The organism is Mycobacterium seoulense (genome assembly GCF_010731595.1).
Taxonomy (GTDB): domain Bacteria; phylum Actinomycetota; class Actinomycetes; order Mycobacteriales; family Mycobacteriaceae; genus Mycobacterium; species Mycobacterium seoulense.
Window position 1 is genome coordinate 1,032,965 of record NZ_AP022582.1, and the last position, 26,611, is coordinate 1,059,575.

The 26,611-nt window shown below is 70.1% G+C and carries 3 protein-coding genes; all 3 read left to right on the forward strand.

The genetic code is table 11. From position 1 onward, the window contains the following. Positions 1-16: 16 nt before the first annotated feature. The 3 genes from G6N37_RS05010 (at position 17) to G6N37_RS05020 (ending at position 26,557) form a co-directional block, all read left to right on the forward strand. Positions 17-24,691 carry a non-ribosomal peptide synthetase gene (locus tag G6N37_RS05010; RefSeq protein WP_163676746.1) on the forward strand — a complete coding sequence of 8,225 codons (24,675 nt, stop codon included), beginning with the start codon at positions 17-19 and terminating at the stop codon, positions 24,689-24,691. Between the two features lie 130 nt (positions 24,692-24,821). Then, positions 24,822-25,403 carry a carboxymuconolactone decarboxylase family protein gene (locus tag G6N37_RS05015; RefSeq protein WP_163676748.1) on the forward strand — a complete coding sequence of 194 codons (582 nt, stop codon included), beginning with the start codon at positions 24,822-24,824 and terminating at the stop codon, positions 25,401-25,403. Between the two features lie 32 nt (positions 25,404-25,435). Beyond that, positions 25,436-26,557 (forward strand): NAD(P)H-dependent flavin oxidoreductase, encoded by a 1,122-nt coding sequence (locus G6N37_RS05020; RefSeq protein WP_163676750.1) that lies wholly within the window; start codon positions 25,436-25,438, stop codon positions 26,555-26,557. Positions 26,558-26,611: the final 54 nt, after the last annotated feature.

Here is a 26,611-nt window from a genome sequence, read left to right on the forward strand (position 1 = left end):
ATGGTTGGGAAGTTGGATGGAGCTTGGTGACCGAGCACTTCCGCTTACTCGCGGACAACTAGACATCTGGCTGGCCCACGAGACGGGCCACTCCGGCACGGAATGGCAGATCGGACTCTTTGTCACGATCGACGGCAGGGTTCAACGTGATGCCCTGAAGTGGGCGATCCGCCAGGCCATCGAAGAAGCCGAACCCACCCGGGCCTCTTTCGTCGAGGCGGATGGCCAGGTCTTCCAACGGGCGGTCGACTATCCGGACGTCGAACTGGCCTTCCATGACCTGACCGCATCGCGCGACGCCGTCGACGAAGCCAGGCGGATGGCGCTGTCGATCCAGCGGACGCCCATGCCGCTCTCTGGCCCGCTGTTCCGATTCGCCCTCTTCCAGACCCGTGCCGACGAATTCCACCTGTTCGCCTGCTGCCACCACATCGTCATCGACGGAACCGGTGTCGCGCTCGTCGGGCACCGCATCGCCTCCATCTACTCGGCCATCGTCTCCGCCGCCCCCATCCCGCCGGCCGTCTTCGGCTCACTGCGGGATCTGGTCGACTGCGAGGCGAAGTACGAAGTGTCCGGCGACTACCGCAACGACGAGGCCTACTGGGCTCAGCACCTCCCCGCGGACGACGCCGGCTCACATCGCGCGCTGCCCACAGGGGAACGGGACCCATGGCCGTCCGCGCCGGTCGCGTTGGACTCGGGCATCCTGCGCCGGGTCAACAAAATGTCTGAGGTGTGGGGCGTGTCCCAAACGTCGGTCATCACCGCCGCATGCGCGCTGTTGGTGCGCGGCTGGGGCGGACACGGCCAAGAGGTGGTCCTCGACTTCCCGGTCAACAGGCGCGTGCTTCCCGAGTCGAAAACCCTCCCCGGCATGGTGGCCGGCGTGGTGCCGCTGGTGTTGCGCGTCGCGCCACAGCTCAGCGTCACCGAGTTCTGCCGGCACGTCGACGCCAGCATTAGGGAAGCCGTTGAGCACCAACGGTTTCCGGTGCAAGCCCTGGAGCGCAAAGCCCGTGGGCCGGCGGGGCCGGCCGAGCGGGTCAGCGTCAATTTCATCCCGTCGGCATTCACCCTGCCGTTCGGGGGTGTCACCGCCTCCGCGTCGTACACCAATTCCGGCCAGGCGAGTGGCTTCGGTTTGATCTTTTCCACCGACGGTGACCGGCTTTTCCTCAGCACGGCGGGCGCGTGGGGGCCGTTCTCCCGCCTCGACGCCGAACAGCTGGCGGAAAGCCTGCAGCGCGTGTTGGTGGCGTTGACGGCGGACGCGACGCGGCGGTTGCTGACCATCGATGTGCTCGACGACGCCGAGCATGATCGGCTGGCCGCCCTGGGCAATCGGGACGTGTTGGGCCGGTCCGTGGTTTTCGGGGCGTCGATTCCGGAGTTGTTTGCGGTTCAGGCGGGTCGCGTGCCCGGAGCCGTGGCGGTGTCGTGCGGGGAGCGGTCGTGGTCGTATCGAGAGGTCGATGAGGCGTCGAATCGGTTGGCGCGCCGGCTTATTGAGACGGGTGTGCGCCGGGGGGCCTGCGTGGGACTGGTGGTGGAGCGCTCGGGGGAGGCCGTGATCGCGGTCCTGGGGGTGCTCAAGGCGGGGGCCGCGTACGTGCCGATCGATCCCGGGTCGCCGGTGGGGCGGGTGGAGTTCATGCTCGCCGACGCCGCGCCGGCGGCGGTGGTCGTGTCAGCCGGGTTGCGGTCGCTGTTGGGTGGGTTTTCCGGGTCGGTGATCGACCTTGACGATCCGGCGATCGAGGAGCAGTCGGGTGCCGCGGTGGTGGGGCCGGGCGCCGATGACGTGGCGCACGTGATCTATACGTCGGGTACGACGGGGGTCCCCAAGGGCGTTGCGGTGACTCATCGCAATGTCACGCAATTGTTCGAGGCGTTGGCCGGTGATGGGTTGCTGGCTACGGGACACGTGTGGTCGCAGTGTCATTCGTTGGCTTTCGACTTTTCGGTGTGGGAGATCTGGGGCGCGCTGTTGCATGGGGGGCACCTGGTGGTGGTGCCCGATGCGGTGGTCCGGTGCGCGGACGACCTGCAGGCGTTGGTGATTGGCGAGCGGGTGTCCGTGTTGACGCAGACGCCGTCCGCGGCGGGGGCGCTGTCGCCGCAGGGGGTGGGTGCGGCGTTGGTGGTGGGAGCCGAAGCGTGCCCGGCGGCGGTGGTGGACCGATGGGCGCCGGGGCGAGTCATGGTCAATGTGTATGGGCCCACGGAGACCACGATGTGGGCGGCCAAGAGCGCACCGCTGGTGGCGGGCTCGGGGGCGCCGGCGATCGGGTCCCCGGTGGCCGGCGCGGCGTTTTTCGTGCTGGACGGGTGGTTACGCCCGGTGCCGGCCGGCGCCCTCGGCGAGCTGTACGTGGCCGGGGCCGGGGTGGGTGTGGGCTATGTGGGCCGGGCGGGGCTGACCGGGTCGCGGTTTGTGGCGTGCCCGTTCGGTGCGCCCGGGCAACGGATGTATCGCACCGGGGATTTGGTGTGGTGGGGCCCCGATGGGCAGCTGCGGTATGTGGGTCGGACCGACGAGCAGGTCAAAGTACGCGGGTACCGCATCGAGTTGGGGGAAATCCACACGGCGCTAACAGCTTTGGAGGGGGTCGAACAGGCGGCGGTGATCGCCCGTGAGGACCGCCCCGGCGACAGGCGGCTGGTCGCCTACCTCACCGGCAGCGCTGACCCGGCCGCGGTACGCGCCGCACTGGCCGAGCGCCTCCCGGACTACATGATTCCGGCCGCGATCGTCCCGTTGGCGTCCCTGCCCCTTACCCTCAACGGCAAGCTCGACACCCACGCCCTGCCGCCGCCCGACTACCTCGGGCACGGCTACCGCGCCCCGGCCACGCTCACCGAAGAGCTCCTCGCCGGGATCTACGCCAAGGTTCTGGGCCTTGGCAGGGTCGGGGCCGACGACTCCTTCTTCGATCTGGGCGGGGATTCGCTGTCGGCCATGCGTCTGGTCGCCGCGGTCAATTCCAGCCTGGATGGCAACCTTTCGGTGCGGGCCTTGTTCGAGACGCCGACGATTCGCCTGCTGGCGCCCCGCCTGCATCAGGGGGAGGGCCGGTTACCTCGGGTGCAGGCCGGTGTGCGCCCCGCGGTGGTGCCGTTGTCGTTCGCCCAGTCGCGGTTGTGGTTCCTCGATCAATTGCACGGGTCGTCGCCGGTGCACAACATGGCGGTGGCGTTGCGCTTGCGCGGACGCCTGGATGCCGGCGTGCTCGGGATGGCGCTGGCCGACGTGGTGGCGCGGCATGAGAGCCTGCGCACCGTCTTCACCGCGCCCGACGGCATCCCGCGGCAAGTGGTCGTCCCCGTGGGGCAATTCGACTTCGGTTGGCAAGTCGTGGACGCCAGTGGGTGGCCGGCCGGCCGGCTGGCCGAGGCCGTCGAGGCCGCGGCGCGGTATTCGTTCGATTTGGCGGTCGAGATTCCGTTGCGGGCGACGCTCTTTCGGGTGGGCGAGCGTGAGCATGTGTTGGTGGCGGTGGCTCATCATATTGCTGCCGATGGGTGGTCGATCACGCCGTTGGTGCGTGATCTGGGGGTGGCGTATGCCAGCCGGTGTGCCGGTGAGGCGCCGGGGTGGGCTGAATTGCCGGTCCAGTACGTCGATTACACGCTGTGGCAACGCGCCCAGTTCGGCGACCTCGATGACCCGCATAGTGCGATCACCGCGCAGCTGACGTACTGGCTGGATGCGTTGGCGGGGATGCCGGAGCGCCTGGAATTGCCTACCGATCGCGCTTATCCGGTGGTGGCCGATTACCAAGGTGCGCGGGTGGCGGTGGAGTGGCCCGCGGAGTTGCAACAACGAGTGAGTGAGGTGGCCGGTGAGCACAATGCGACCAGTTTCATGGTGGTGCAGGCCGCGCTGGCGGTCCTATTGGCCAAGCTGGGTGCGACCTCGGATGTGGCGGTGGGTTTTCCGATCGCCGGGCGTCGTGATCCCGCGCTTGATGAGTTGGTCGGATTCTTCGTCAACACGTTGGTCTTGCGCACCGATTTGGGTGGAAATCCGACCGTGGCTGAGGTCTTCGCCCAGGTCCGCCAGCGCAGCCTGGCCGCATACGAACACCAAGACCTGCCCTTCGAAGTCCTCGTCGAACGGCTGCACCCGGCCCGCAGCCTCACCCACCACCCCCTGATCCAGGTCGTCCTCGCCTGGCAGAACTTGCCCTGGCAGCACAGCGGCCCCGCCGCCGGGCTGGCTTTGGGAGACGTGCAGGCCACCCCGGTGCCGTTGGATACCCAAGTCGCCCGGATGGATTTGGTGTTCTCGCTTGCCGAGCGCTGGACGGAGGATGGTCGGCCGGCGGGGATCGGTGGGGCGGTGGAGTTTCGCACTGATGTGTTCAACAGCGCCCGGGTGGAGGGGTTGGTCGAGCAGTTGCGTCGGGTGCTGGTGGCGATGACGTGTGATCCGGCGCGGTTGTTGTCGTCGATTGAGGTGCTCGATGACGGCGAGCGTGCCCGTCTTGGGGTGGTCGGTAATCGGGCGGTGTTGGGTGGGCCGGTGCCGGTGGGGGTGTCGATTCCGGAGTTGTTCGCCGCGCAGGTGGTGCGTGGTCCCGAGGCGGTGGCGATCAGTTTTGGGGAGCGTTCGTGGACGTATCGGGAGGTCGATGAGTCGTCGAATCGGTTGGCGCGCCTGCTCGTTGAGTACGGTGCCGGTCCGGGGGAGTGTGTGGCGCTGGTGGCCGAGCGCTGCGCGGAGGCGGTCGTGGCGATCCTGGCGGTGCTCAAGACCGGGGCGGCCTACCTGCCCATCGATCCGGGCCTGCCCACCGCGCGAATCGAATTCATGCTCACCGACGCCATACCGGTCGCCGCGATCGTCACCCCCGAACTGCGGTCGCGGCTCGACGGAACCGACCTGGCCGTCATCGATATCGGCGACCCCGCCGTCCAGACTCGAACCAGCGACGCGCTGCCCGCGCCGTCACCGGACGACATCGCCTACATCATCTACACCTCCGGCACCACCGGCGCGCCCAAGGGGGTGGCCGTAGCGCACCGCAACGCCACCCAATTGCTCGAGTCCGTCAATGGCGAGCTGGCGCTCGGGCGGGTCTGGTCGCAATGCCACTCGTTGGCGTTCGACTTCTCGGTGTGGGAGATCTTCGGGTCGCTGCTGCGCGGTGCCCGGCTGGTGATCGTGCCCGACGCCGTCGTGCGCTCACCAGAAGACCTGCACGCCATGCTGATTCGCGAACAGGTCAGCGTGCTGAGCCAGACGCCCTCGGCGTTCTATGCGCTCGCGCCCGAGCTGGGCCGGCAGTTGAAGCTGCGGACCGTGGTGTTCGGCGGCGAGGCGCTGGAACCGCAGCGGCTGGGTAAGTGGTTGCGCAACCGGCCGGGGCTGCCGCGGCTGATCAACATGTATGGCATCACCGAGACCACGGTGCACGCCTCGTTCCGCAGGATCGTCGACGGCGACGTCGACGGCGACGCCAGCCCCATCGGTGTGCCGTTGGCGCACCTGGGTTTCTTCGTGCTGGATGCGTGGCTTAATCCGGTGCCGGTGGGTGTGGTGGGTGAGTTGTATGTGGCCGGGCGTGGGGTGGCGTGTGGGTATGTGGGCCGGTCGGGGTTGACGGGGTCGCGGTTTGTGGCGTGTCCGTTTGGTGGGGTCGGGTCGCGCATGTATCGCACGGGGGATTTGGTGCGTTGGGGTGCCGATGGGCAGTTGCGGTATGTGGGGCGCGCTGATGAGCAGGTCAAGGTGCGGGGGTATCGCATCGAGTTGGGTGAGATCCGTGCGGCGCTTGGCGGTGTGCGGGGGGTGGGGCAGGCGGTGGTGGTGGTGCGTGAGGACCGCCCGGGTGACAAGCGTTTGATCGCCTATGTCACCGGGGCCGCGGACCCGGCCGCCGTTCGTGCGCAGTTGGCCGATCGGTTGCCGCCCTATATGGTCCCGGCCGCGGTCGTCGCGCTCGAGGAACTGCCGTTGACCCTCAACGGCAAACTCGACACCCGCGCCCTGCCCCCACCCGACTACCAAGAAGGTGGCGAATACCGGCCCCCGGCCACTCCAGTCGAGGAGATCCTCTCCGACATCTACGCCCGGGTGCTGGGCCTGGAGCGCGTCGGGGTCGAGGAGTCGTTCTTCGACCTCGGCGGGGACTCGTTGTCGGCCATGCGTTTGGTGGCTGCGATCACTACCGGCTTGGACGCCCACCTCGAAGTGCGAACCCTGTTCGAGGCGCCCACCATTCGCCAGCTGGCGCCGCGGCTCAGGGCGGGTGGGGGCCGGCCCGCCCGGGTGGTGCCCGGGGTGCGGCCGGCGGTGGTGCCGTTGTCGTTCGCTCAGAACCGGTTGTGGTTCACCGATCAGTTGCAGGGGCCGTCACCGGTTTACAACATGGCCGCGGCGATGCAGCTCGACGGGCGCCTGGATGTCGAGGCGCTCGGGGCGGCGCTCGGCGATGTGGTGGCCCGCCACGAGAGCCTGCGCACGGTGTTCGCCGCACCGGAGGGAACACCGAGGCAGGTGGTCGTCCCCGCCGAGCGTGCCGACTTCGGATGGCGGGTGGTGGACGCCAGCGCGTGGTCGGCGAGCCGTCTCGACGCGGCCGTCGAGGCCGCGGCGCACCACACATTCGATCTGGCCACCGAAGTCCCCTTGCGTGCAAAGCTTTTCAGAGTCGGGCCGGACCGACACGTACTGGTGGCCGCCGTCCACCACATCGCCGCCGATGGGTCCTCGCTGGCCCCGCTGGTGCGTGACCTCGGGATGGCGTATGCCAGCCGGTGTTCGGGTGAAGCGCCGGCGTGGGCGCCGCTGCCGGTGCAGTACGTCGATTACACGCTGTGGCAGCGGGCCAGCCTGGGTGAACTCGACGATCCGGACAGCCCCGTCGGCTGCCAGCTGCGCTACTGGCAACAGGCCTTGGCCGAGATGCCCGGGCATCTTCGGCTACCGACCGACAGGCCCTACCCTCCGGTGGCCGACTATCGCGGGTCGAGCGTGGCCGTGGAGTGGCCGGCTGAGTTGCAGCAACGGGTGCGCGAGACTGCTCGCCAGCACAATGCGACGAGCTTCATGGTGATCCAGGCCGCCCTGGCGGTGCTGCTGGCCAAAGTCAGCGCGACCGCGGATGTCGCGGTGGGCTTTCCGATCTCCGGCCGGCGCGATCCGGCGCTCGACGACCTGGTGGGCCTCTTCGTCAACACGTTGGTGCTCCGAGTCGATCTGACCGGAAACCCCACTCTCGCAGAGGTATTGGCACAGGTGCGGCGGCGCAGCCTCGCGGCCTACGAGCACCAGGACGTGCCCTTCGAAGTCCTGGTGGAGCGGCTCAACCCCACGCGCAGCCTCACCCACCATCCGCTGGTGCAGGTCATGTTGACCTGGCAGAACAACAGCCCCGCCGGACCGAGCCTGGGCGACCTGCACGTGACGTCGCTGCCCCTGAACATGCGGACGGCCCGCATGGATCTGGTGTTCTCGCTGGCCGAACGCTGGACCGACGACGGGCAGCCCGCCGGCATCGGTGGGGCGGTGGAGTTCCGCACCGACGTGTTCGACGCCGGCACCGTCGAGACGCTGATCGAGCGGCTGCAGCGGGTGTTGGCTTCGCTGACGACCGATACGGCCCGGCCCCTGTCTGCCGTTGACGTGCTCGACGAGCCCGAGCATGCCCGCCTGCGCGCCCTCGGCAACCAGGACGAACTCGGTCGGCCCGCGCAGGCGCCGGTGTCGATTCCGGTGTTGTTTGCCGAGCAGGTGGCGCGTTCGCGTGGGGCGGTGGCGGTTACCTGTGGGGGTTGGTCGTTGTCGTATGGGGAGTTGGATGAGGCGTCGAGTCGGTTGGCGCAGTGGTTGATCGGTGTGGGTGCGGGGCCGGGTAGCGCTGTGGCGGTGGTGTTTGGGCGCTCGGTTGAGGCGATTGTGGCGATTGTGGGGGTGCTCAAGTCGGGGGCGGCGTATTTGCCGATCGATGCGGGGTTGCCGGCGGGGCGGGTGGAGTTCATGCTGGCCGACACCGGCCCGGTCGCGGTGGTGAGTACCGGCGCGCTGGTCGAGAGGCTGGCCGGGTATGGCCTGCCGGTGTTGGATGTGGCCGATCCGGTGCTGCAGCGTCAGCCGGTCACCGCGCCCCCGCCCCCGGGACCTGATGACGTGGCGCATGTGATCTACACGTCGGGGACCACGGGGACGCCCAAGGCGGTGGCGGTCAGTCACGCGAATGTGACGCGGTTGTTCGACGCGGCGGTGGTGGGGGTGGCGTTGACGGGCGCGCAGGTGTGGAGCCAGTTCCATTCGTATGCGTTTGATTTCTCGGTGTGGGAGATCTGGGGTGCGTTGTTGCATGGGGGGCGGTTGGTGGTGGTGCCCGAGGCGGTGGCCCGCTCGCCCAAGGACTTCCATGCGCTGTTGGTCGCCGAGCGGGTGACGGTGTTGAGTCAGACCCCGGCGGCGGTGCGGATGCTCTCCCCGCAGGGGTTGGAGGGTGTGGCGTTGGTGGTCGGGGCCGAGCCGGTGCCCGCGGAGGTGGTGGACCGCTGGGCGCCGGGGCGGGTGATGGTCAATGTGTACGGGCCGACCGAGACCACGATCTTGGCCACCGCCAGTGCGCCGTTGGTGGCGGGCTCGGGGGCGCCGCCGATCGGGTCGGCGGTGCCCGGGGCGGGGTTGTTCGTGCTGGACGGGTGGTTGCGGCCGGTGCCGGCCGGGGTGGTCGGGGAGTTGTATGTGGCCGGTCGCGGGGTCGGGTTGGGCTATGTGGGCCGGGCGGGGTTGAGCGCGTCGCGGTTTGTGGCGTGCCCGTTCGGGGCGCCCGGGCAGCGGATGTATCGCACCGGGGATTTGGTGTGCTGGGGCCCCGACGGGCAGCTGCGGTATGTGGGGCGCGCCGATGAGCAGGTCAAGATCCGCGGCTATCGCATCGAGGTCGGCGAGATCCGCTCGGCGCTGGCCGCCCTCGACGGTGTCGAGGATGCGGTGGTGATCGTGCGCGAGGACCGCCCCGGCGACAGGCGGCTGGTCGGCTACCTCACCGGCACCGCCGACCCCGCGCAGGTGCGCGCCGCGCTGGCCGAACGCCTACCCGGCTACATGATCCCGGCCGCCCTGGTCACCCTCGACGACCTGCCCACCACCCTCAACGGCAAACTCGACACCCGCGCCCTGCCCCCACCCGAATACACCCACACCGGCTACCACGCCCCAACCAGCGCGGTCGAAGAAATCGTCGCCGGCATCTACGCACAAGTCTTGGGCCTCAAACGCGTCGGAGTGGACGACTCGTTCTTCGACCTCGGCGGCGACTCACTCTCGGCCATGCGAGTGATCGCGGCCATCAATAGCGGCTTCGCTACCGCCCTTTCGGTGCGCGCTCTGTTCGAGGCGCCCACGGTGGCGCAGCTGGCACCCCGCATCGGCGGCGGCGGAGGCGGCCTCGCGCCGCTGGTGGCCGGCGAACGACCCGCAACGGTGCCGCTGTCCTTCGCCCAGAGCCGGTTGTGGTTCCTCGACCAATTGCACGGCCCCTCACCGATCTACAACATGGCCGCAGCCCTGCGGCTGGTCGGGACGCTGGACGCCGACGCATTGCGTGCCGCGCTGGACGACGTGGTGACCCGCCACGAGAGCTTGCGCACGATCTTTGTCGCGCCCGAGGGAACACCCCAACAGGTCGTGCTGCCGCCCACCCAGACCCGCCTCAGATGGGACGTGGTGAACACCGACGGATGGTCGGCGAGCCGACTAGAGGCGGCCGTGGAGGCCGCGGCGCGGTATTCGTTCGATTTGGCGGTTGAGATTCCGTTGCGGGCGACGCTCTTTCGGGTGGGCGAGCGTGAGCATGTGTTGGTGGCGGTGGCTCATCATATTGCTGCCGATGGGTGGTCGATCACGCCGTTGGTGCGTGATCTGGGGGTGGCGTATGCCAGCCGGTGTGCCGGTGAGGCGCCGGGGTGGGCTGAATTGCCGGTCCAGTACGTCGATTACACGCTGTGGCAACGCGCCCAGTTCGGCGACCTCGATGACCCGCATAGTGCGATCGCCGCGCAGCTGGCGTATTGGCAGGATGTGCTGGCGGGGATGCCGGAGCGCCTGGAATTGCCGACGGACCGGCCGTATCCGGCGGTGGCCGATTACCGAGGTGCGCGGGTGGCGGTGGAGTGGCCCGCGGAGTTGCAACAACGAGTGAGTGAGGTTGCCGCTGGGCATAATGCGACCAGTTTCATGGTGGTGCAGGCCGCGCTGGCGGTTCTATTGGCCAAGCTGGGTGCGACTTCGGATGTGGCGGTGGGCTTTCCGATCGCCGGGCGCCGCGACCCCGCGCTCGACGACTTGGTCGGATTCTTCGTCAACACCCTGGTGCTGCGCACCGATGTGTCGGGGAACCCCACGGTCGCCGAGGTGTTGGCTCAGGTGCAACAGCGCAGCCTGGCCGCCTACGAACATCAGGACGTGCCCTTCGAAGCCCTCGTGGAGCGGCTGCACCCGGCCCGCAGCCTCAGCCACCACCCCCTGATCCAGGTCGTCCTCGCCTGGCAAAACGTCGACTTCGCCGACCTGACCCTCGGCGATCTGCAGGTCACCCCGTTGTCTACCGACACCCGAAGCGCCCGGATGGATTTGGTGTTCTCGCTTGCCGAGCGCTGGACGGAGGATGGTCGGCCGGCGGGGATCGGTGGGGCGGTGGAGTTTCGCACCGATGTGTTCAACAGCGCCCGGGTGGAGGGGTTGGTCGAGCAGTTGCGTCGGGTGCTGGTGGCGATGACGTGTGATCCGGCGCGGTTGTTGTCGTCGATTGAGGTGCTCGATGACGGCGAGCGTGCCCGTCTTGGGGTGGTCGGTAATCGGGCGGTGTTGGGTGGGCCGGTGCCGGTGGGGGTGTCGATTCCGGAGTTGTTCGCCGCGCAGGTGGTGCGTGGTCCCGAGGCGGTGGCGATCAGTTTTGGGGAGCGTTCGTGGACGTATCGGGAGGTCGATGAGTCGTCGAATCGGTTGGCGCGCCTGCTCGTTGAGTACGGTGCCGGTCCGGGGGAGTGTGTGGCGCTGGTGGCCGAGCGCTGCGCGGAGGCGGTCGTGGCGATCCTGGCGGTGCTCAAGACCGGGGCGGCCTACCTGCCCATCGATCCGGGCCTGCCCACCGCGCGAATCGAATTCATGCTCGCCGACGCCATACCGGTCGCCGCGATCGTCACCCCCGAACTGCGGTCGCGGCTCGACGGCACCGACCTGGCCGTCATCGACTTCGACGACCCCGAAATCGCAACCCAATCCCGCAGCGCGCCACCGGTCCCCGACCCCGAGAACATCGCCTACATCATCTACACCTCCGGCACGACCGGAGTTCCCAAAGGCGTGGCCGTCACCCATCACAACGTCACCCAACTGCTCGAATCGGTGGACGGTGAGCTCGAACTCGGATACGTCTGGTCGCAGTGCCACTCGTTGGCGTTCGACTTCTCGGTGTGGGAGATCTTCGGGTCGCTGCTGCGCGGTGCCCGGCTGGTGATCGTGCCCGACGCCGTCGTGCGCTCACCAGAAGACCTGCACGCCATGCTGATTCGCGAACAGGTCAGCGTGCTCAGCCACACCCCGTCCGCGGTGGCGGCGTTGTCGCCCCAGGGTCTGGAGTCGGCGGCGACGCTGGTGATGGGCGGCGAACCCTGTCCGCCCGAGGTGGTCGACCGATGGGCGACCGGACGCGTGATGGTCAACCAATACGGTCCGACCGAGACCACGATGTACGCGGCGATGACCACACCGCTGACCGCGGGAACCGGGGCGCCCCCGATCGGATCCCCGGTGCCCGGAGCGGCGTTGGTCGTGTTGGATGCGTGGCTTAATCCGGTGCCGGTGGGTGTGGTGGGTGAGTTGTATGTGGCCGGGCGTGGGGTGGCGTGTGGGTATGTGGGCCGGTCGGGGTTGACGGGGTCGCGGTTTGTGGCGTGTCCGTTTGGTGGGGTCGGGTCGCGCATGTATCGCACGGGGGATTTGGTGCGTTGGGGTGCCGATGGGCAGTTGCGGTATGTGGGGCGCGCTGATGAGCAGGTCAAGGTGCGGGGGTATCGCATCGAGTTGGGCGAGATCCGTGCGGCGCTTGGCGGTGTGCGGGGGGTGGGGCAGGCGGTGGTGGTGGTGCGTGAGGACCGCCCGGGTGACAAGCGTTTGATCGCCTATGTCACCGGGGCCGCGGACCCGGCCGCCGTTCGTGCGCAGTTGGCCGATCGGTTGCCGCCCTACATGGTCCCGGCCGCGGTCGTCGCGCTCGAGGAACTGCCGTTGACCCTCAACGGCAAACTCGACACCCGCGCCCTGCCCCCACCCGACTACCAAAGCGCCGAACAGTATCGCGCTCCCGGCGACGCCGTCGAACAGATCCTGGCCGGCATTTACGCCCAGGTGCTCGGCGTCGAGCGCGTCGGCGCCGACGACTCCTTCTTCGACCTCGGCGGAGACAGCATCCTGTCGATGCAGGTGGTCGCCCGGGCCAGGGCGGCGGGTGTCCTGTTCCGCCCGCGCGACGTCTTCGTCGAGCAGACGGTGGCCCGGCTGGCCCGGGTGGCCGGCGTGGCCACCGAGGACGACGTGGTCGACGAGGGCATCGGCCCCGTCACCGCGACGCCGATCATGCGCTGGCTGCAGCAGGTCGACGGGCCGGTCGACGAGTTCAACCAGACCATGGTGGTGCGGGCGCCGGACGGGGTCACCCGCGACGACGTGGTGGTGCTGCTGCAGGCCTTGATCGACAGGCACCCGATGCTGCGGCTGCGTGTCGACGACGACGGTGCCGGCGGCTGGTCGCTGCAGGCGCCCGACCCCGGCACGGTCGACGCCCGCGGGTGCGTGCACACCGTCGACGCGTTGTCCGAAGCGGCGCTGGTGGCGGCGCGGTCGCGGTTGAACCCCGCCGCGGGGGTGATGCTGCGGGCGGTCTGGGCGGAGTCCACCGGCCGACTGGCGTTGATCGTCCACCACCTCGCCGTCGACGGGGTGTCATGGCGAATCCTGTTGGAAGATCTCAATATCGCATGGGCTCAGCAGCGCAGTGGCCAGCCCGTGGCGCTGCCCCCAGGCGGGACGTCGTTCGCCCGGTGGTCGGCGCTGCTGGCGGAGCACGCCCGCCGGCCGGCGGTCGTCGAGAAGGCGGAGGTCTGGCGGCGGGTGGCGGCGACGCCCGCCGCGTTGCCCGCGGTGCGCCCGTGTGCCGACACGTACGAGTCGGCCGAACACCTGTCGGTGTCACTGGATGCCGAAACCACTCGCATGTTGCTGGGGGCAGTGCCGGCGGCGTTTCACGCCGGTGTCCAGGACATTTTGGTGGTCGCCCTCGGGTTGGCGATCAACGAATTCCTGGGCACCGGCGCGCCGCTCTGCATCGACGTCGAGGGCCACGGTCGCGACGAACACGTGGGCCCGCACGTCGACCTGTCGCGCACCGTCGGGTGGTTCACCGCCAAATACCCGGTCGCCCTGAGCCTCGGCAGGCCGCGCTGGCCGAAGGTCGAGGCGGGCGCGGCCGAGCTGGGTGCGCTCGTCAAGGACGCCAAGGAACAGTTGCGCGCCGTCCCGGACGGGCTGACGTACGGGCTCCTGCGGTACCTGAATCCGGAAGTGGGCCTGGGCGATTCGGACCCGGCGATCGGGTTCAACTACCTGGGCCGGCTCGGCGGGGCGGGCGAGCTGCCGGACGAGCTGTGGCGGCTCGATCAGGACGGCCTGGCGTTGACCGGCGCGATGTCCGCGCTGCCGATCCCGCTGGGGCACCCGCTGGAACTGAACGCCGGCGCGATGGACACGACGAATGGCCCCCGCCTGCACGCCAATTGGACGTGGGCGCCGTCGGCGCTGCGGCGCGACCAAGTCGGCCGGCTCAGCCGATTGTGGTGTGAGGCCCTGGCCGGCATCTGCGCGCATGTGCGCAACGGCGGGGGCGGCCTGACCCCGTCGGACATCGCCCCCGCCCGGCTGAGCCAGCGCCAGATCGACGACCTCTGCCGACAGCACGCGATCGCCGACATATTGCCGCTGACGCCGCTGCAGCGAGGACTGCTCTTCCACACCAGCACCGGCGTGGACACCGGGGACGACGTGTACGCGGTGCAGCTCGACATCACCGTCTGCGGCCCCCTCGACCCGCAGCGCCTGGGCGAGTCGGTTCGCGCCGTGCTCACCCGGCATCCCAACCTGATGGCCCGGTTCTGCGACGAGTTCGACGAGCCGGTGCAGATCATCCCGGCCGACCCGGCCATGACGTGGCGCTACCTCCAGCTCGACGCCGATGACCCCGACCCGGACGAGCAGATCGAGCGGCTGTGCGCCGCCGAACGGTCCGCGGTGTGCGACGTGGCCGCCCGCCCGGCGTTCCGGGCCGCGCTGGTGCGCACCGCGAACCAGCGGCACCGCTTCGTGCTGACCGTCCACCACATCGTGATGGATGGCTGGTCGCTCCCGATCGTGCTGCAGGAGATCTTCGCCGGTTATTACCGAGAGCGACTGCCGCCGGCGGCGCCGTATCGCAACTACCTCACCTGGCTGGCGGACCGCGACGGGGCGGCCGCGCAAGCGGCCTGGCGCCAGGTGCTCGACGGCTTCGACAGCCCGACGTTGGTGCGCCCGGGCGGCCGGGCGGGGCGGCGGGGCGTCGCCACCTTCGCAGTGCCCGCGGACACCACGCGGGCCCTCGGCGGGCTGGCCCGTTCGTCGCACACCACGGTCAGCACCGTCCTGCAGGCGGCCTGGGGGCAGCTACTGACGTGGCTGACCGGCCAGGACGACGTGGTCTTCGGGGCCGTCGTGTCCGGCCGTCCGGCCGAGCTGAGCGGCGCCGAATCGATGGTGGGCCTGCTGATCAACACGGTTCCGGTGCGGGCCACCATCACCCGGACCACCACCGCCACCGGACTGCTCGACCAGCTGCGCCGGGCCCACAACCAGACCCTCGAGCACGAGCACCTGGCGCTGCCCGAAATCCACCGCGCCACCGGCCACGACCAGTTGTTCGACACGTTGTTCGTGTACGAGAACTACCCGATCGACACCGCCGCGTTGGCGGGCGCCCACGAAGTCAGCGTCACCGCCTTCAGCAGCCGCGAGTTCAACCACTATCCGCTCTCGGTGCAGGCCGTGCCGGGCGACGAGCTGGGCCTGCGGGTCGAATTCGACACCGACGTATTCGACGAGGCCGGCATCCAGGCGCTGATCGACCGGTTCCGCCGGGTGCTCGTGGGCATGGCCGCCGACCCCGCCCGCCCCCTGTCGACAATCGACGCCCTCGACGAGTCGGAACACGCCCACCTGGTCGCGTGGGGGAACCGGGCGGTACTGACCGAGCCGGTGACCGGGAAGTCGATTCCGGAGGCGTTCGCCACCCAGGTGGCCCGCACGCCGGAGGCGGTCGCGGTGACCTTCGAAGGCCGCTCCATGACGTATCGGGAGCTGGACGAGGCCGCGAACCGCTTGGCTTACCTGCTGGCTGCCCGCGGCGCCGGGCCCGGAGACTTTGTGGCACTGCTGTTTTCGCGGTCGGCCGAGGCGATCGTCGCGATCCTGGCCGTGCTCAAGGCCGGGGCGGCCTACCTGCCGATCGACCCCGGCCTGCCGGCGACGCGGATCGGGTTCATGATCGCCGACGCCACCCCGGTCGTGGCCGTCACCACGGCGGGCCTGAGCCCGCGTCTGCACGATTGCGACGTGCCGGTCATCGATGTCAACGATCCGGCGGTGCACACCCACCCCGCCACCGCGTTGACCGCGCCGGGCCCCGAGGACATCGCGTACCTGATCTACACGTCCGGCACCACGGGCGTCCCCAAGGGCGTCGCGGTCACCCACCACAACGTGACGCAGCTGATGACGTCGCTGCATGCACCCCTGCCCGCGGCGGGCTTCTGGTCGCAGTGCCACTCGCTGGCCTTCGACGTCTCGGTCCAGGAAATCTTCGGCGCGCTGCTGGGCGGTGGCCGACTGGTCGTGGTGCCCGAGCCGGTGGTACACGCACCAGAAGACCTGCGCGCCTTGCTGATTCGGGAACGGGTCAGCGTCCTGAGCCAAACCCCGTCCGAGGCGGGCGCGCTGTCGCCGGAGGGCCTGGACGCGGTGGCGTTGGTGATCGGCGGCGAGCCGTGCCCGCCCGAGCTGGTCGATCGGTGGGCGCCGGGCCGGGTGATGGTCAACGCCTACGGACCGACCGAGACCACCGTGGACGCGGCGATCAGCGCGCCGCTGACCGAGGGAGCCGGAGCACCGATCGGGCCACCGGTATCCGGTGCCGCGTTCGTGGTGCTGGACAGGTGGTTACGGCCGGTGCCGGCCGGGGTGGTCGGGGAGTTGTATGTGGCCGGTCGCGGTGTCGCGTGCGGGTACCTGGGCAGGTCCGGCTTGACGGCGTCGCGGTTCGTGGCGTGCCCGTTCGGTGTGGCCGGGACGCGCATGTACCGCACCGGGGACCTGGTGCGCTGGAACGCCGACGGGCAGCTGCGGTATGTCCGGCGCGCCGACGATCAGGTCAAGATCCGCGGTCATCGCATCGAACTGGGCGAAGTACATGCGGCGCTCACCAGCTTCGATGGCGTGGAGCAGGCGGCGGTGATCGCCCGCGAGGGCCGGTTGGTCGGCTACGTGACGGGGGCCGTCGACCCCGCAGCGATACGCGCCGCGCTCGCCGAGCGGTTGCCGGCCTACATGGTGCCCGCCGCGGTGCTCGAATTGGACGCGATCCCGTTGACGCTCAACGGCAAACTCGACAAGCGGGCCCTGCCGGCGCCGGAATACCACGACACCGAGTCCTACCGCGCCCCGGCGACCCCGGTCGAGGGGATCTTGGCCGAGATCTACGCTCGCGTGCTGGGATTGACCCGGGTGGGGGTCGAGGAATCCTTCTTCGACCTGGGGGGCGATTCACTGGCGGCCATGCGCCTGGTCGCCGCCGTCAACGCGGGCCTGGACGCGCACCTGTCGGTGCGCGCGGTGTTCGAGGCGCCCACCATTCGCGGGCTGGCGCCGCTGCTGGGTTCGGGCGGCGGTGGACCGACGCGCGTGGTGGCCGGCGCGCGGCCCGCGGTGCTGCCGTTGTCCTTCGCGCAGTCCCGGCTGTGGTTCATCGACCAGCTGCACGGGCCGTCGCCGGTCTACAACATGGCCGCGGCGCTGCGCCTGCGCGGGGACCTGGACACCGACGCGTTGGGCGCCGCGCTGGCCGATGTGGCGGCGCGCCACGAAAGCCTGCGCACCGTGTTCGTCGCGGCCGAGGGGACTCCCCGGCAGGTCGTGGTGCCGCCGGAGCGCGCCGAGATCGACGTGGTCGACGCGACCGGATGGTCACCGGCCCGGTTGAGCGAGGCCGTCGAGGCCGTGGCCGCGCATCCCTTTGACCTGGCCACCGAGATCCCCTTGCGGGCAAGGCTTTTCAGGGTCGCCCAGGGCGATCATGTGCTGGTGGCCGTGGTGCACCACATCGCCGCCGACGGCTGGTCGCTCACCCCGCTGGTGCGCGATCTCGGCGTGGCCTACGCCGGCCGGTGCGCGGGCCGGGCGCCGGGATGGGCGCCGCTGCCGGTGCAATACGCCGACTACACCCTGTGGCAGCGGGCCCAGCTCGGCGATCTCGACGATCCGGACAGCCCGATCGCCGGCCAGCTGCGCTACTGGCAGGACGCGCTGGCCGGGATGCCCGAGCGTCTGGACTTGCCCACGGACCGGCCCTACCCCGCGGTCGCCGACTACCGCGGGGCCAGTGTGGGCGTCGAGTGGCCGGCCCAGCTCCAGGACCGGGTGCGCGAGGTGGCGCGGGCGCACAATGCCACCAGTTTCATGGTGATCCAGGCCGCCCTGGCCGTGCTGCTCGCCAAACTCGCCGCGAGTTCGGATGTGGCCGTGGGCTTTCCGATCGCCGGGCGCAGCGACCCCGCCCTCGACGAGGTGGTCGGGTTCTTCGTCAACACCCTGGTGCTGCGGGTGGACCTGGCCGGGAATCCCACCGTCGCCGAGCTTCTGGCCCAGGTGCGGCGGCGCAGCCTGGCCGCCTACGAGCACCAGGACGTGCCGTTCGAGGTGCTCGTGGAGCGGCTCAACCCCACCCGCAGCCTGGGGCACCACCCACTCGTTCAGGTGATGCTGGCCTGGCAGAACAACGAGCCGGCCGACCTCGCTCTGGGCGATCTGCAGGTGACCCCGCTGCCGGTCGACACCCGCACGGCGCGCACGGATCTGTTGTTCTCGCTGGCCGAACGCTGGACCGGTGACGGCCGGCCCGCCGGGATCGGCGGGGCCGTCGAGTTCCGCACCGACGTGTTCGACACCGCCACCGTCGCAACGCTCGTCGCGCGCCTTGAGCGAGTGGTGGCCGCCATGACCACCGACCCCGCCCGCCGATTGTCGACGATCGACGTGCTCGACGAGGCCGAACACGCCCGCCTCGAGGTGATCGGCAACCACGCCGCGCTGAACCGGCCCGCCCCCCCGGCGAGGTCGATTCCCGACGCGTTCGCCGCCCGGGTGCACCGCGCGCCGGAGGCGGTGGCCGTCAGCTGCGGAGGCCGCTGCCTGACGTACCGCGAGGTCGACGACTCCGCGGATCGCCTGGCGCGCCGGCTCGTCGAGCGCGGCGCGGGCCCGGGGGAACGCGTCGCGCTGCTGATGCCCCGTTCGGCGGAGGCCGTCGTGGCGATCCTGGCGGTGCTCAAAACCGGGGCGGCCTACGTGCCGATCGATCCGGGGCTGCCGGCCGCGCGGATCGGCTTCGTGCTCACCGACGCCGCCCCGGCCGCCGTGCTCACCGTCGACGGCCTGCGGCCGCGGCTCGGCGGGTGCGGTGTGCCCGTCATCGGCGTCGACGATCCCGACCTGGACAGCCGCCCCGGCACGGCGCTTCCGGCCCCGTCACCCGAGGACATCGCCTACGTCATCTACACGTCCGGCACGACCGGTACGCCCAAGGGCGTCTCCGTCACCCACCGCAACGTCATCGAGCTGCTGGAGTCGCTGGACGCCGAGATGGAGCTGGGCCAGGTGTGGACGCTGTGCCACTCCCTGGCGTTCGACTACTCGGTGTGGGAGATGTTCGGCGCGCTGCTGCGCGGGGGCCGTCTGGTGGTGGTGCCCGAGGCGGTGGTCCGCTCCCCAGAAGATCTGCACGCCTTGCTGGTTCGTGAACGGGTCGACGTCCTGAGTCAGACGCCGTCGGCCTTCTACGGGCTGCAGACCGCCGACGCGCTCGCGCCCGACGTCGCCCAGCGACTCAAGCTGCGGACGCTGGTGTTCGGTGGTGAAGCGCTCGAACCCCGGCGGCTGGGTACATGGCTGCACAGCCACCCGGGACGTCCACGCATCATCAACATGTACGGCACCACCGAGACCACGGTGCACGCGTCGTTCCGCGAGATCGTCGACGGCGATGCCGACGGCGCCGCCAGCCCCATCGGAATTCCCTTGGCGCACCTCGCTTTCTTCGTGCTGGACAACTGGTTGCGGCCGGTGCCGGCCGGCGTGGTGGGCGAGCTGTACGTCGCCGGCGGCGGGTTGGCGTGCGGGTATCTGGGCCGGCCGGGCCTGACGGCGTCGCGGTTCGTGCCATGCCCATCGGGAGCGCCCGGACAACGTATGTACCGCACCGGGGATCTGGTGTGCTGGAGCGTCGACGGGCTGCGCTACGTCGGCCGCGCCGACGAGCAGGTCAAGATCCGCGGCTATCGCGTCGAGCCCGGCGAGATCCGCACGGCCCTCACCGATTTGGCCGGGGTGCGGCAGGCCGCGGTGATCGTCCGCGAGGACCGCCCCGGCGACAGGCGGCTGGTGGGCTACGTGACCGGCGACGCCCAGCCGGCCGCGCTCCGCGCCGCGCTCGCCGAGCGGCTGCCCGCCTACATGGTGCCGGCCGCGATCGTCGCCCTGGACGCAATCCCGTTGACCGCCAACGGCAAACTCGATACGCGCGCCCTGCCGGCGCCCGACTACCGCGACGCCGGCCGGTACCGCGCCCCCACGACCCCCACCGAAGAGATCCTGGCCGGCATCTACGCCCAGGTCCTGGGCGTCGACCGGGTCGGCGTCGACGACTCGTTCTTCGACCTGGGCGGCGATTCGCTCGCGGCCATGCGGCTGATCGCGGCCGTCAACACCGGCCTGAACGTCCACCTGGGCGTGCGGTCGCTGTTCGAGGCGCCCACGATTCACCGGTTGGCGCCGCGGCTCGGCAGCGACGGGGCGGGGCGCACACCGTTGGTGGCGATCGAGCGGCCCGCGGTGATCCCGTTGTCTTTCGCCCAATCCCGGTTATGGTTCCTCGACCAGTTGCAGGGGCCGTCGGCGGTGTACAACATGGCGGCGGCGCTGCGGCTGGACGGGCGCCTGGACGCCGACGCGTTCGCTGCCGCGCTGGGGGACGTGGTGGCCCGCCACGAAAGCCTGCGCACGGTCTTCATCGCGGCGGAGGGGACCCCGCAACAGGTCGTGGTGGCGCCCGAGCAGGCCGACGTCCGGTGTGACGTGGTCGACGCCACCGCCTGGCAGCCGGAGCGGCTGGCGGAGGCCGTCGAGTCGGTGGCGCATTACGCGTTCGACCTGGGCAACGAGATCCCCTTGCGCGCATGGCTTTTCCACACGGCGCGCGACGAGCACGTGTTGGTGGCGGTGCTGCACCATATCGCCGCCGACGGGTTGTCGCTGACCCCGCTGGTGCGTGACCTCGGCGTGGCCTACGCCGGCCGGTGCGCGGGCGAGGCCCCGGCGTGGGCGCCGTTGGCGGTGCAGTACGCCGATTACGCGCTCTGGCAGCGCGCGCATTTCGGCGACCCGGACGACCCGGACAGCCCCATCGCCGGGCAGCTTCGATTCTGGGAACACACCCTGGCCGGGATGCCCGACCGACTGGTGTTGCCCACCGATCGGCCCTACCCGCTGGTGGCCGATCACCGCGGGGCGACCGTCGGCGTGCGGTGGTCGGCCGAGCTGCAGCAGCGGGTGCGCGAGCTGGCGCGCGCGCACGACGCGACCAGTTTCATGGTCGTCCAGGCCGCCCTGGCGGTGCTGCTGTCGACGCTGAGCGGAAGCAGCGAGGTCGCCGTCGGCTTCCCGATCGCCGGCCGCCGCGACCCGTTGCTCGACGACGTGGTCGGCTTCTTCGTCAACACCCTGGTGCTGCGGACGGATCTGGGCGGCGACCCGACGGTCGCCCAGGTGCTGCGGCAGGTCCGCGGGCGCAGCCTGGCCGCCTACGAACACCAGGACGTCCCCTTCGAGCTGCTGGTGGAGCGGCTCCGCCCGGCCCGCAGCCTGAGCCATCACCCGCTGGTGCAGGTGATGTTGGCCTGGCAGAACAACGATCCCGGCGACGTGATCCTGGGTGATCTGCACGTCACCCCGCTGCCGGTGGACAGCCACACCGCCCGCATGGACCTGACCTTCTCGCTGGCCGAACACTGGGGCGAGGCCGGTGAACCCGCCGGGATCGGCGGGCAGGTCGAGTTCCGCACCGACGTGTTCGACGCCGGCACCATCGAAACGCTGATCAAACGCCTGCACCAGGTGCTGGTGGCCATCACCGCCGACGCAGGCCGGGCGTTGTCGTCGATCGACGTGCTCGACGACGACGAGCGCGCCCGCCTCGACGAGTGGGGTAACCGCGCGGTGTCCAGCCGGCCGGTGACCTGGCCGTCGATCCTCGAGGTGTTCGACGCGCAGGTGGACCGCGCCCCCGAAGCCGTGGCCGTCAGCTGCGGCGACCGCTCGATCACCTACCGGGAACTCAACCGCGCCGCGAACCGGTTGGCGCACTTGCTGATCGGCCACGGGGCCGGCCCGGGCGAATGTGTGGGCCTGCTCGTGGACCGCTCGGCGGAGGCGGTCGTGTCGATACTGGCGGTGCTCAAGGCCGGGGCGGCCTACCTGCCGATCGACCCGGGGCTGCCCGCGGCGCGGATCGCGTTCATCCTGACCGACGCCGCGCCCATCGCGGCGCTGACGACCGCCGACCACCGATCGCGGCTGGACGGCTTCGAGGGCGCGGTCGTCGACGTCGACGATCCCGCCCTCGACGCCCGGTCCGGCGGTCCGCCCCCGGCGATGCCGACGGCCGACGACATCGCCTACATCATCTACACGTCCGGCACCACCGGGACGCCCAAAGGCGTTGCGGTCAGCCATCGCAACGTCACGCAGCTGTTCGCCCCCCTCGACGCGCCCCTGCCGGCGGGGGGAGTGTGGTCGCAGAGCCATTCGCTGGTCTTCGACGTGTCGGTGTGGGAGATCTTCGGTGCGCTGCTGCACGGCGGGCGGGTGCTGGTGGTGCCCGACGCGACGGCCCGCTCCCCGAAAGACCTGCACGACCTGCTGAGCGCCGAAGACGTCAGCGTGCTCACCCAGACGCCGTCCGAGGCCGGGCTGCTCGCGGTGGAGGGCTTGGACTCGGCCGCCCTGGTGGTGGCCGGTGAGGCCTGCCCGCAGGAGGTGGTGGACCGGTGGGCGCCCGGGCGGACCATGCTCAACGTCTACGGTCCGACCGAGACCACGATGTGCGTCGCGATCAGCGCGCCGCTGGTGCCCGAGTCGGGAACACCGCCGATCGGTGCGCCGGTGCCGGGGGCGGCGCTGTTCGTGCTCGACGGGTGGCTGCGGCCGGTGGCCGCCGGGGTCATCGGGGAGCTGTATGTGGCCGGAGCGGGCCTGACGTATGGGTACGTGCGCCGGGCCGGCCTGACCGCGTCGCGGTTTGTGGCGTGCCCCTTCGGGGCGCCCGGACAGCGGATGTATCGCACCGGGGATGTGGTGTGTTGGGGCCCGGACGGGCAGCTGCGGTATCTGGGCCGCGCCGACGAACAGGTGAAGATCCGCGGGCACCGCGTCGAACTCGGCGAGGTCCGCGCCGCCCTGGCCGCACTGGACGGGGTGGAGCAGGCGGCGGTGATCGCGCGCGAGGACCGCCCCGGCGACAGGCGGCTGGTGGGGTACGTCACGGGCACCGCCGACCCGGCCGCCCTGCGCGTGGCCCTGGGCGATCGGTTGCCCTCCTATATGGTCCCGGTGGCGGTGGTGACGGTGGACGCGTTGCCGTTGACGGTCAACGGCAAACTCGACACCCGGGCGTTGCCGGCACCGGAGTACAACGACGGTGACCGCTACCGCCCGCCGGCCACACCGGTCGAGCAGACCCTGGCGGACATCTACGCCCAGGTGCTGGGGGTGGAGCGGGTTGGCGTCGAGGAGTCGTTCTTCGACCTCGGCGGCGACTCGCTGTCGGCGATGCGGCTGGTCGCCGCGATCCACACCACCCTGGGCATCCATCTGCCGGTGCGCGCCGTGTTCGACGCGCCGTCCGTGCGGAACTTGAGTCAGCAATTGGATTGGCACACCGGCGATTTCGAGGGCGCGCGCGGGACCGGTCCCAGCTTCGCCGCGGTGCACGGCCGCGACGCCACCGAGGTGTACGCCAGTGATCTGACGTTGGACAAGTTCATCGATGCCGCGACGCTGAGCGCCGCGCCGTCGTTGCCGGGCCCGAGTTCGGAGGTGCGGACGGTCCTGTTGACCGGGGCGACGGGCTTTTTGGGGCGTTATCTGGTGTTGCAGTGGCTCGAGCAGCTGGAGCTGGTCGAGGGCAGGCTGATCTGCCTGGTGCGGGCGGGCTCTGATGAGGAGGCGCGCCAGCGGCTGGAGAAGACCTTCGACAGCGGTGACCCGAAGTTGTTGCGGTACTTCCAGGAGCTGGCCGCCGATCACCTCGAGGTGGTGGCCGGCGACAAGGGCGCGGCGAACCTGGGCCTGGACGAGCGGACGTGGCAGCGGTTGGCCGACACCGTCGATCTGATCGTGGATTCGGCGGCTCTGGTCAACGGCGTGCTGCCCTACAGCGAGCTGTTCGGTCCGAACGTGGCCGGCACCGCCGAACTCATCCGGGTGGCGCTGACCGCCAAACTCAAGCCCTATTCGTACGTCTCGACCGCGAACGTCGGGGACGGGGTCGACCCGGAGGCCTTCACCGAGGACGCCGACATCCGGGTCGTCAGCCCGATCCGCATCGTCGACGGCGGCTACGCCAACGGCTACGGCAACAGCAAGTGGGCCGGCGAGGTGCTGCTGCGGGAGGCCCACGACCTGTGCGGGCTGCCGGTCTCGGTGTTCCGCTGCGACATGATCCTGTCCGACACCGGCTACACGGGGCAGCTGAACCTGTCGGACATGTTCACCCGGATGGTGCTGAGCCTGGTCGCGACCGGCGTCGCGCCGCGCTCGTTCTATCAGCTGGATGCCGAGGGCAACCGGCAACGGGCGCACTTCGACGCGCTGCCGGTGGAGTTCGTGGCCGAGGCGATCACCACGCTCGGTGCCGAGGTGGTGGAGGGGTTCGAGACGTATCACGTGATGAACCCCCACGACGACGGCATCGGCATCGACGAGTACGTCGACTGGCTGATCGAGGCCGGTTACCCGATCGAGCGGGTCGACGACTTCGGGGAGTGGCTGCAACGGTTCGAGGCCGCGCTGCGCGATCTGCCGGAGCGCCAGCGGCAACACTCGGTGCTGCCGCTGTTGCAGTTGCCGAGCACCCAGCAGGTCGAACCCGGTGAGCCGGGCCGCGGTTCGCTCGCGTCGACCGACCGGTTCCGTGCGGCGGTGCGGGAGGCCAAGATCGGCCCCGACAGCGACGATCCGGACATCCCGCACGTCTCGCCGCCGGTGATCGTCAAGTACGTCACCGACCTCCAACTGCTCGGACTGCTGTAAACCTCAGAGCCGCAACGGATTTCACGCGGATCGATCGAAATACCGAGCATTCGGGCCACGTCGCAGCACAGCCTGACTAACATGGCCGGTGATCGTGACGGTGTCCCGCAAGCACACGAAAGCGCTCACCATGACAACAGCCCGCGTGCCGAAATTGCCGCTCGAGGAAGCCACCGCGGCCGCCGACGAGGCGGCGGTGCCCAACTACATGGCCGAACTGAGCATCTTCCAGGTGCTGCTCAACCACCCTTCGCTGGCGCGCGCCATCAACGACCTGCTCGCCACCATGCTCTGGCATGGTGCACTCGACGCGCGGTTGCGTGAGTTGGTGATCATGCGGATCGGCTGGCTCACCGCGTGCGACTACGAGTGGACGCAACACTGGCGGGTGGCGTCGAGGCTGGGCGTGTCGCCCGACGACCTGCTCGGCGTGCGCGACTGGCAGGCGCACCGCGGGTTCGGCCCGACCGAGCGGGCCGTGCTGGCCGCCACTGACGACGTGGTGCGCGACGGCGCGGTGAGCGACGCCAGCTGGGCGGCCTGCGAACGTGAATTGAACTGCGACACAACGGTTCTCATCGAGCTGGTCACCGCCATCGGCGCCTGGCGGATGGTCGCGTCCATCCTGCACAGCCTCCGGGTTCCGCTCGAAGAGGGCGTGTCCAGCTGGCCGCCCGACGGCCGGTCGCCGTCGGAAGCCGTCGTCGATTGACATATCAATCGGTGGCTCTTTAGCGTCGGGCAATGCGTACCAGAGTCGCCGACATGCTCGGTGTCGAGTTCCCCATCTGCGCGTTCAGCCACTGCCGCGACGTGGTGGCCGCGGTGACCAACGCGGGCGGGTTCGGCATTCTCGGCGCCGTCGCCCACAGCCCCCAACGGCTGGAAAGCGAACTCACCTGGATCGAGGAGCAGACGGGCGGCAAGCCCTACGGCGTCGACCTGCTGTTGCCGCCCAAGTACGTCGGCGCGGACGAAGGCGGCATCGACGCCACCCAGGTCCGGGCGCGGCTGCCCGAGGAGCACCGCGCGTTCGTCGACGACATCCTCGCCCGCTACGGGATCACCGCGCCGGCCCAGGAGCGTCCCTCCGCCGGCGGCCTCAACATCTCGCCCAAGGGCTACGAACCGCTGCTCGAGGTGGCCTTCGCCCACAACATCCGGCTGATCGCCAGCGCGCTCGGGCCGCCCCCGGCGGACCTCGTCGAACGCGCCCACGGCCGCGGCGTGCTGGTGGCCGCGCTGGCCGGCACCACGCGCCACGCGCAACGCCACGCGGCCGCCGGCGTCGACCTGATCGTCGCGCAGGGCACCGAGGCCGGGGGACACACCGGCGAGGTCGCCACGATGGTCCTGGTTCCCGAGGTGGTCGACGCGGTCGCTCCCGTCCCGGTGCTGGCCGCGGGCGGCATCGCCCGCGGCCGCCAGATCGCGGCGGCCCTGGCCCTGGGCGCCGAAGGCGTGTGGTGCGGTTCGGTCTGGCTGACCACCGAAGAAGCCGAGACACCGCCGGTGGTCAAGGACAAGTTCCTGGCCGCCACCTCCTCGGACACGGTGCGGTCGCGGTCGATGACGGGCAAGCCGGCGCGGATGCTGCGCACGGCCTGGACCGACGAATGGGAGCGGCCGGAGAAGCCCGACCCACTCGGTATGCCGTTGCAAACCGCCCTGGTCACCGAGCCGCAGGTGCGCATCAACCAGGCGGCCGCGCACCCGGGGGCCAAGGCCCGCGAGCTGGCCACCTACTTCGTCGGCCAGGTGGTGGGCTCGCTCGACCGGGTTCGCCCCGCGCGCGCGGTGGTGCTCGACATGGTGGAGGAATTCATCGACACCATCGGGCGGCTCGACGGCCTCGTCGAGAAGTAACGGGTGTTCTCCCGCGGGGGCCGAACGGCCCGCAGCGGTTCGGCAAACACGAGA

What these genes read in the sequence shown, in the direction of transcription:
- G6N37_RS05020 (WP_163676750.1), top strand. Translation starts at nt 25,436, where the DNA reads ATGCGTACCAGAGTCGCCGACATGCTCGGTGTCGAGTTCCCCATCTGC.
- G6N37_RS05010 (WP_163676746.1), top strand. Translation starts at nt 17, where the DNA reads ATGGAGCTTGGTGACCGAGCACTTCCGCTTACTCGCGGACAACTAGAC.
- G6N37_RS05015 (WP_163676748.1), top strand. Translation starts at nt 24,822, where the DNA reads ATGACAACAGCCCGCGTGCCGAAATTGCCGCTCGAGGAAGCCACCGCG.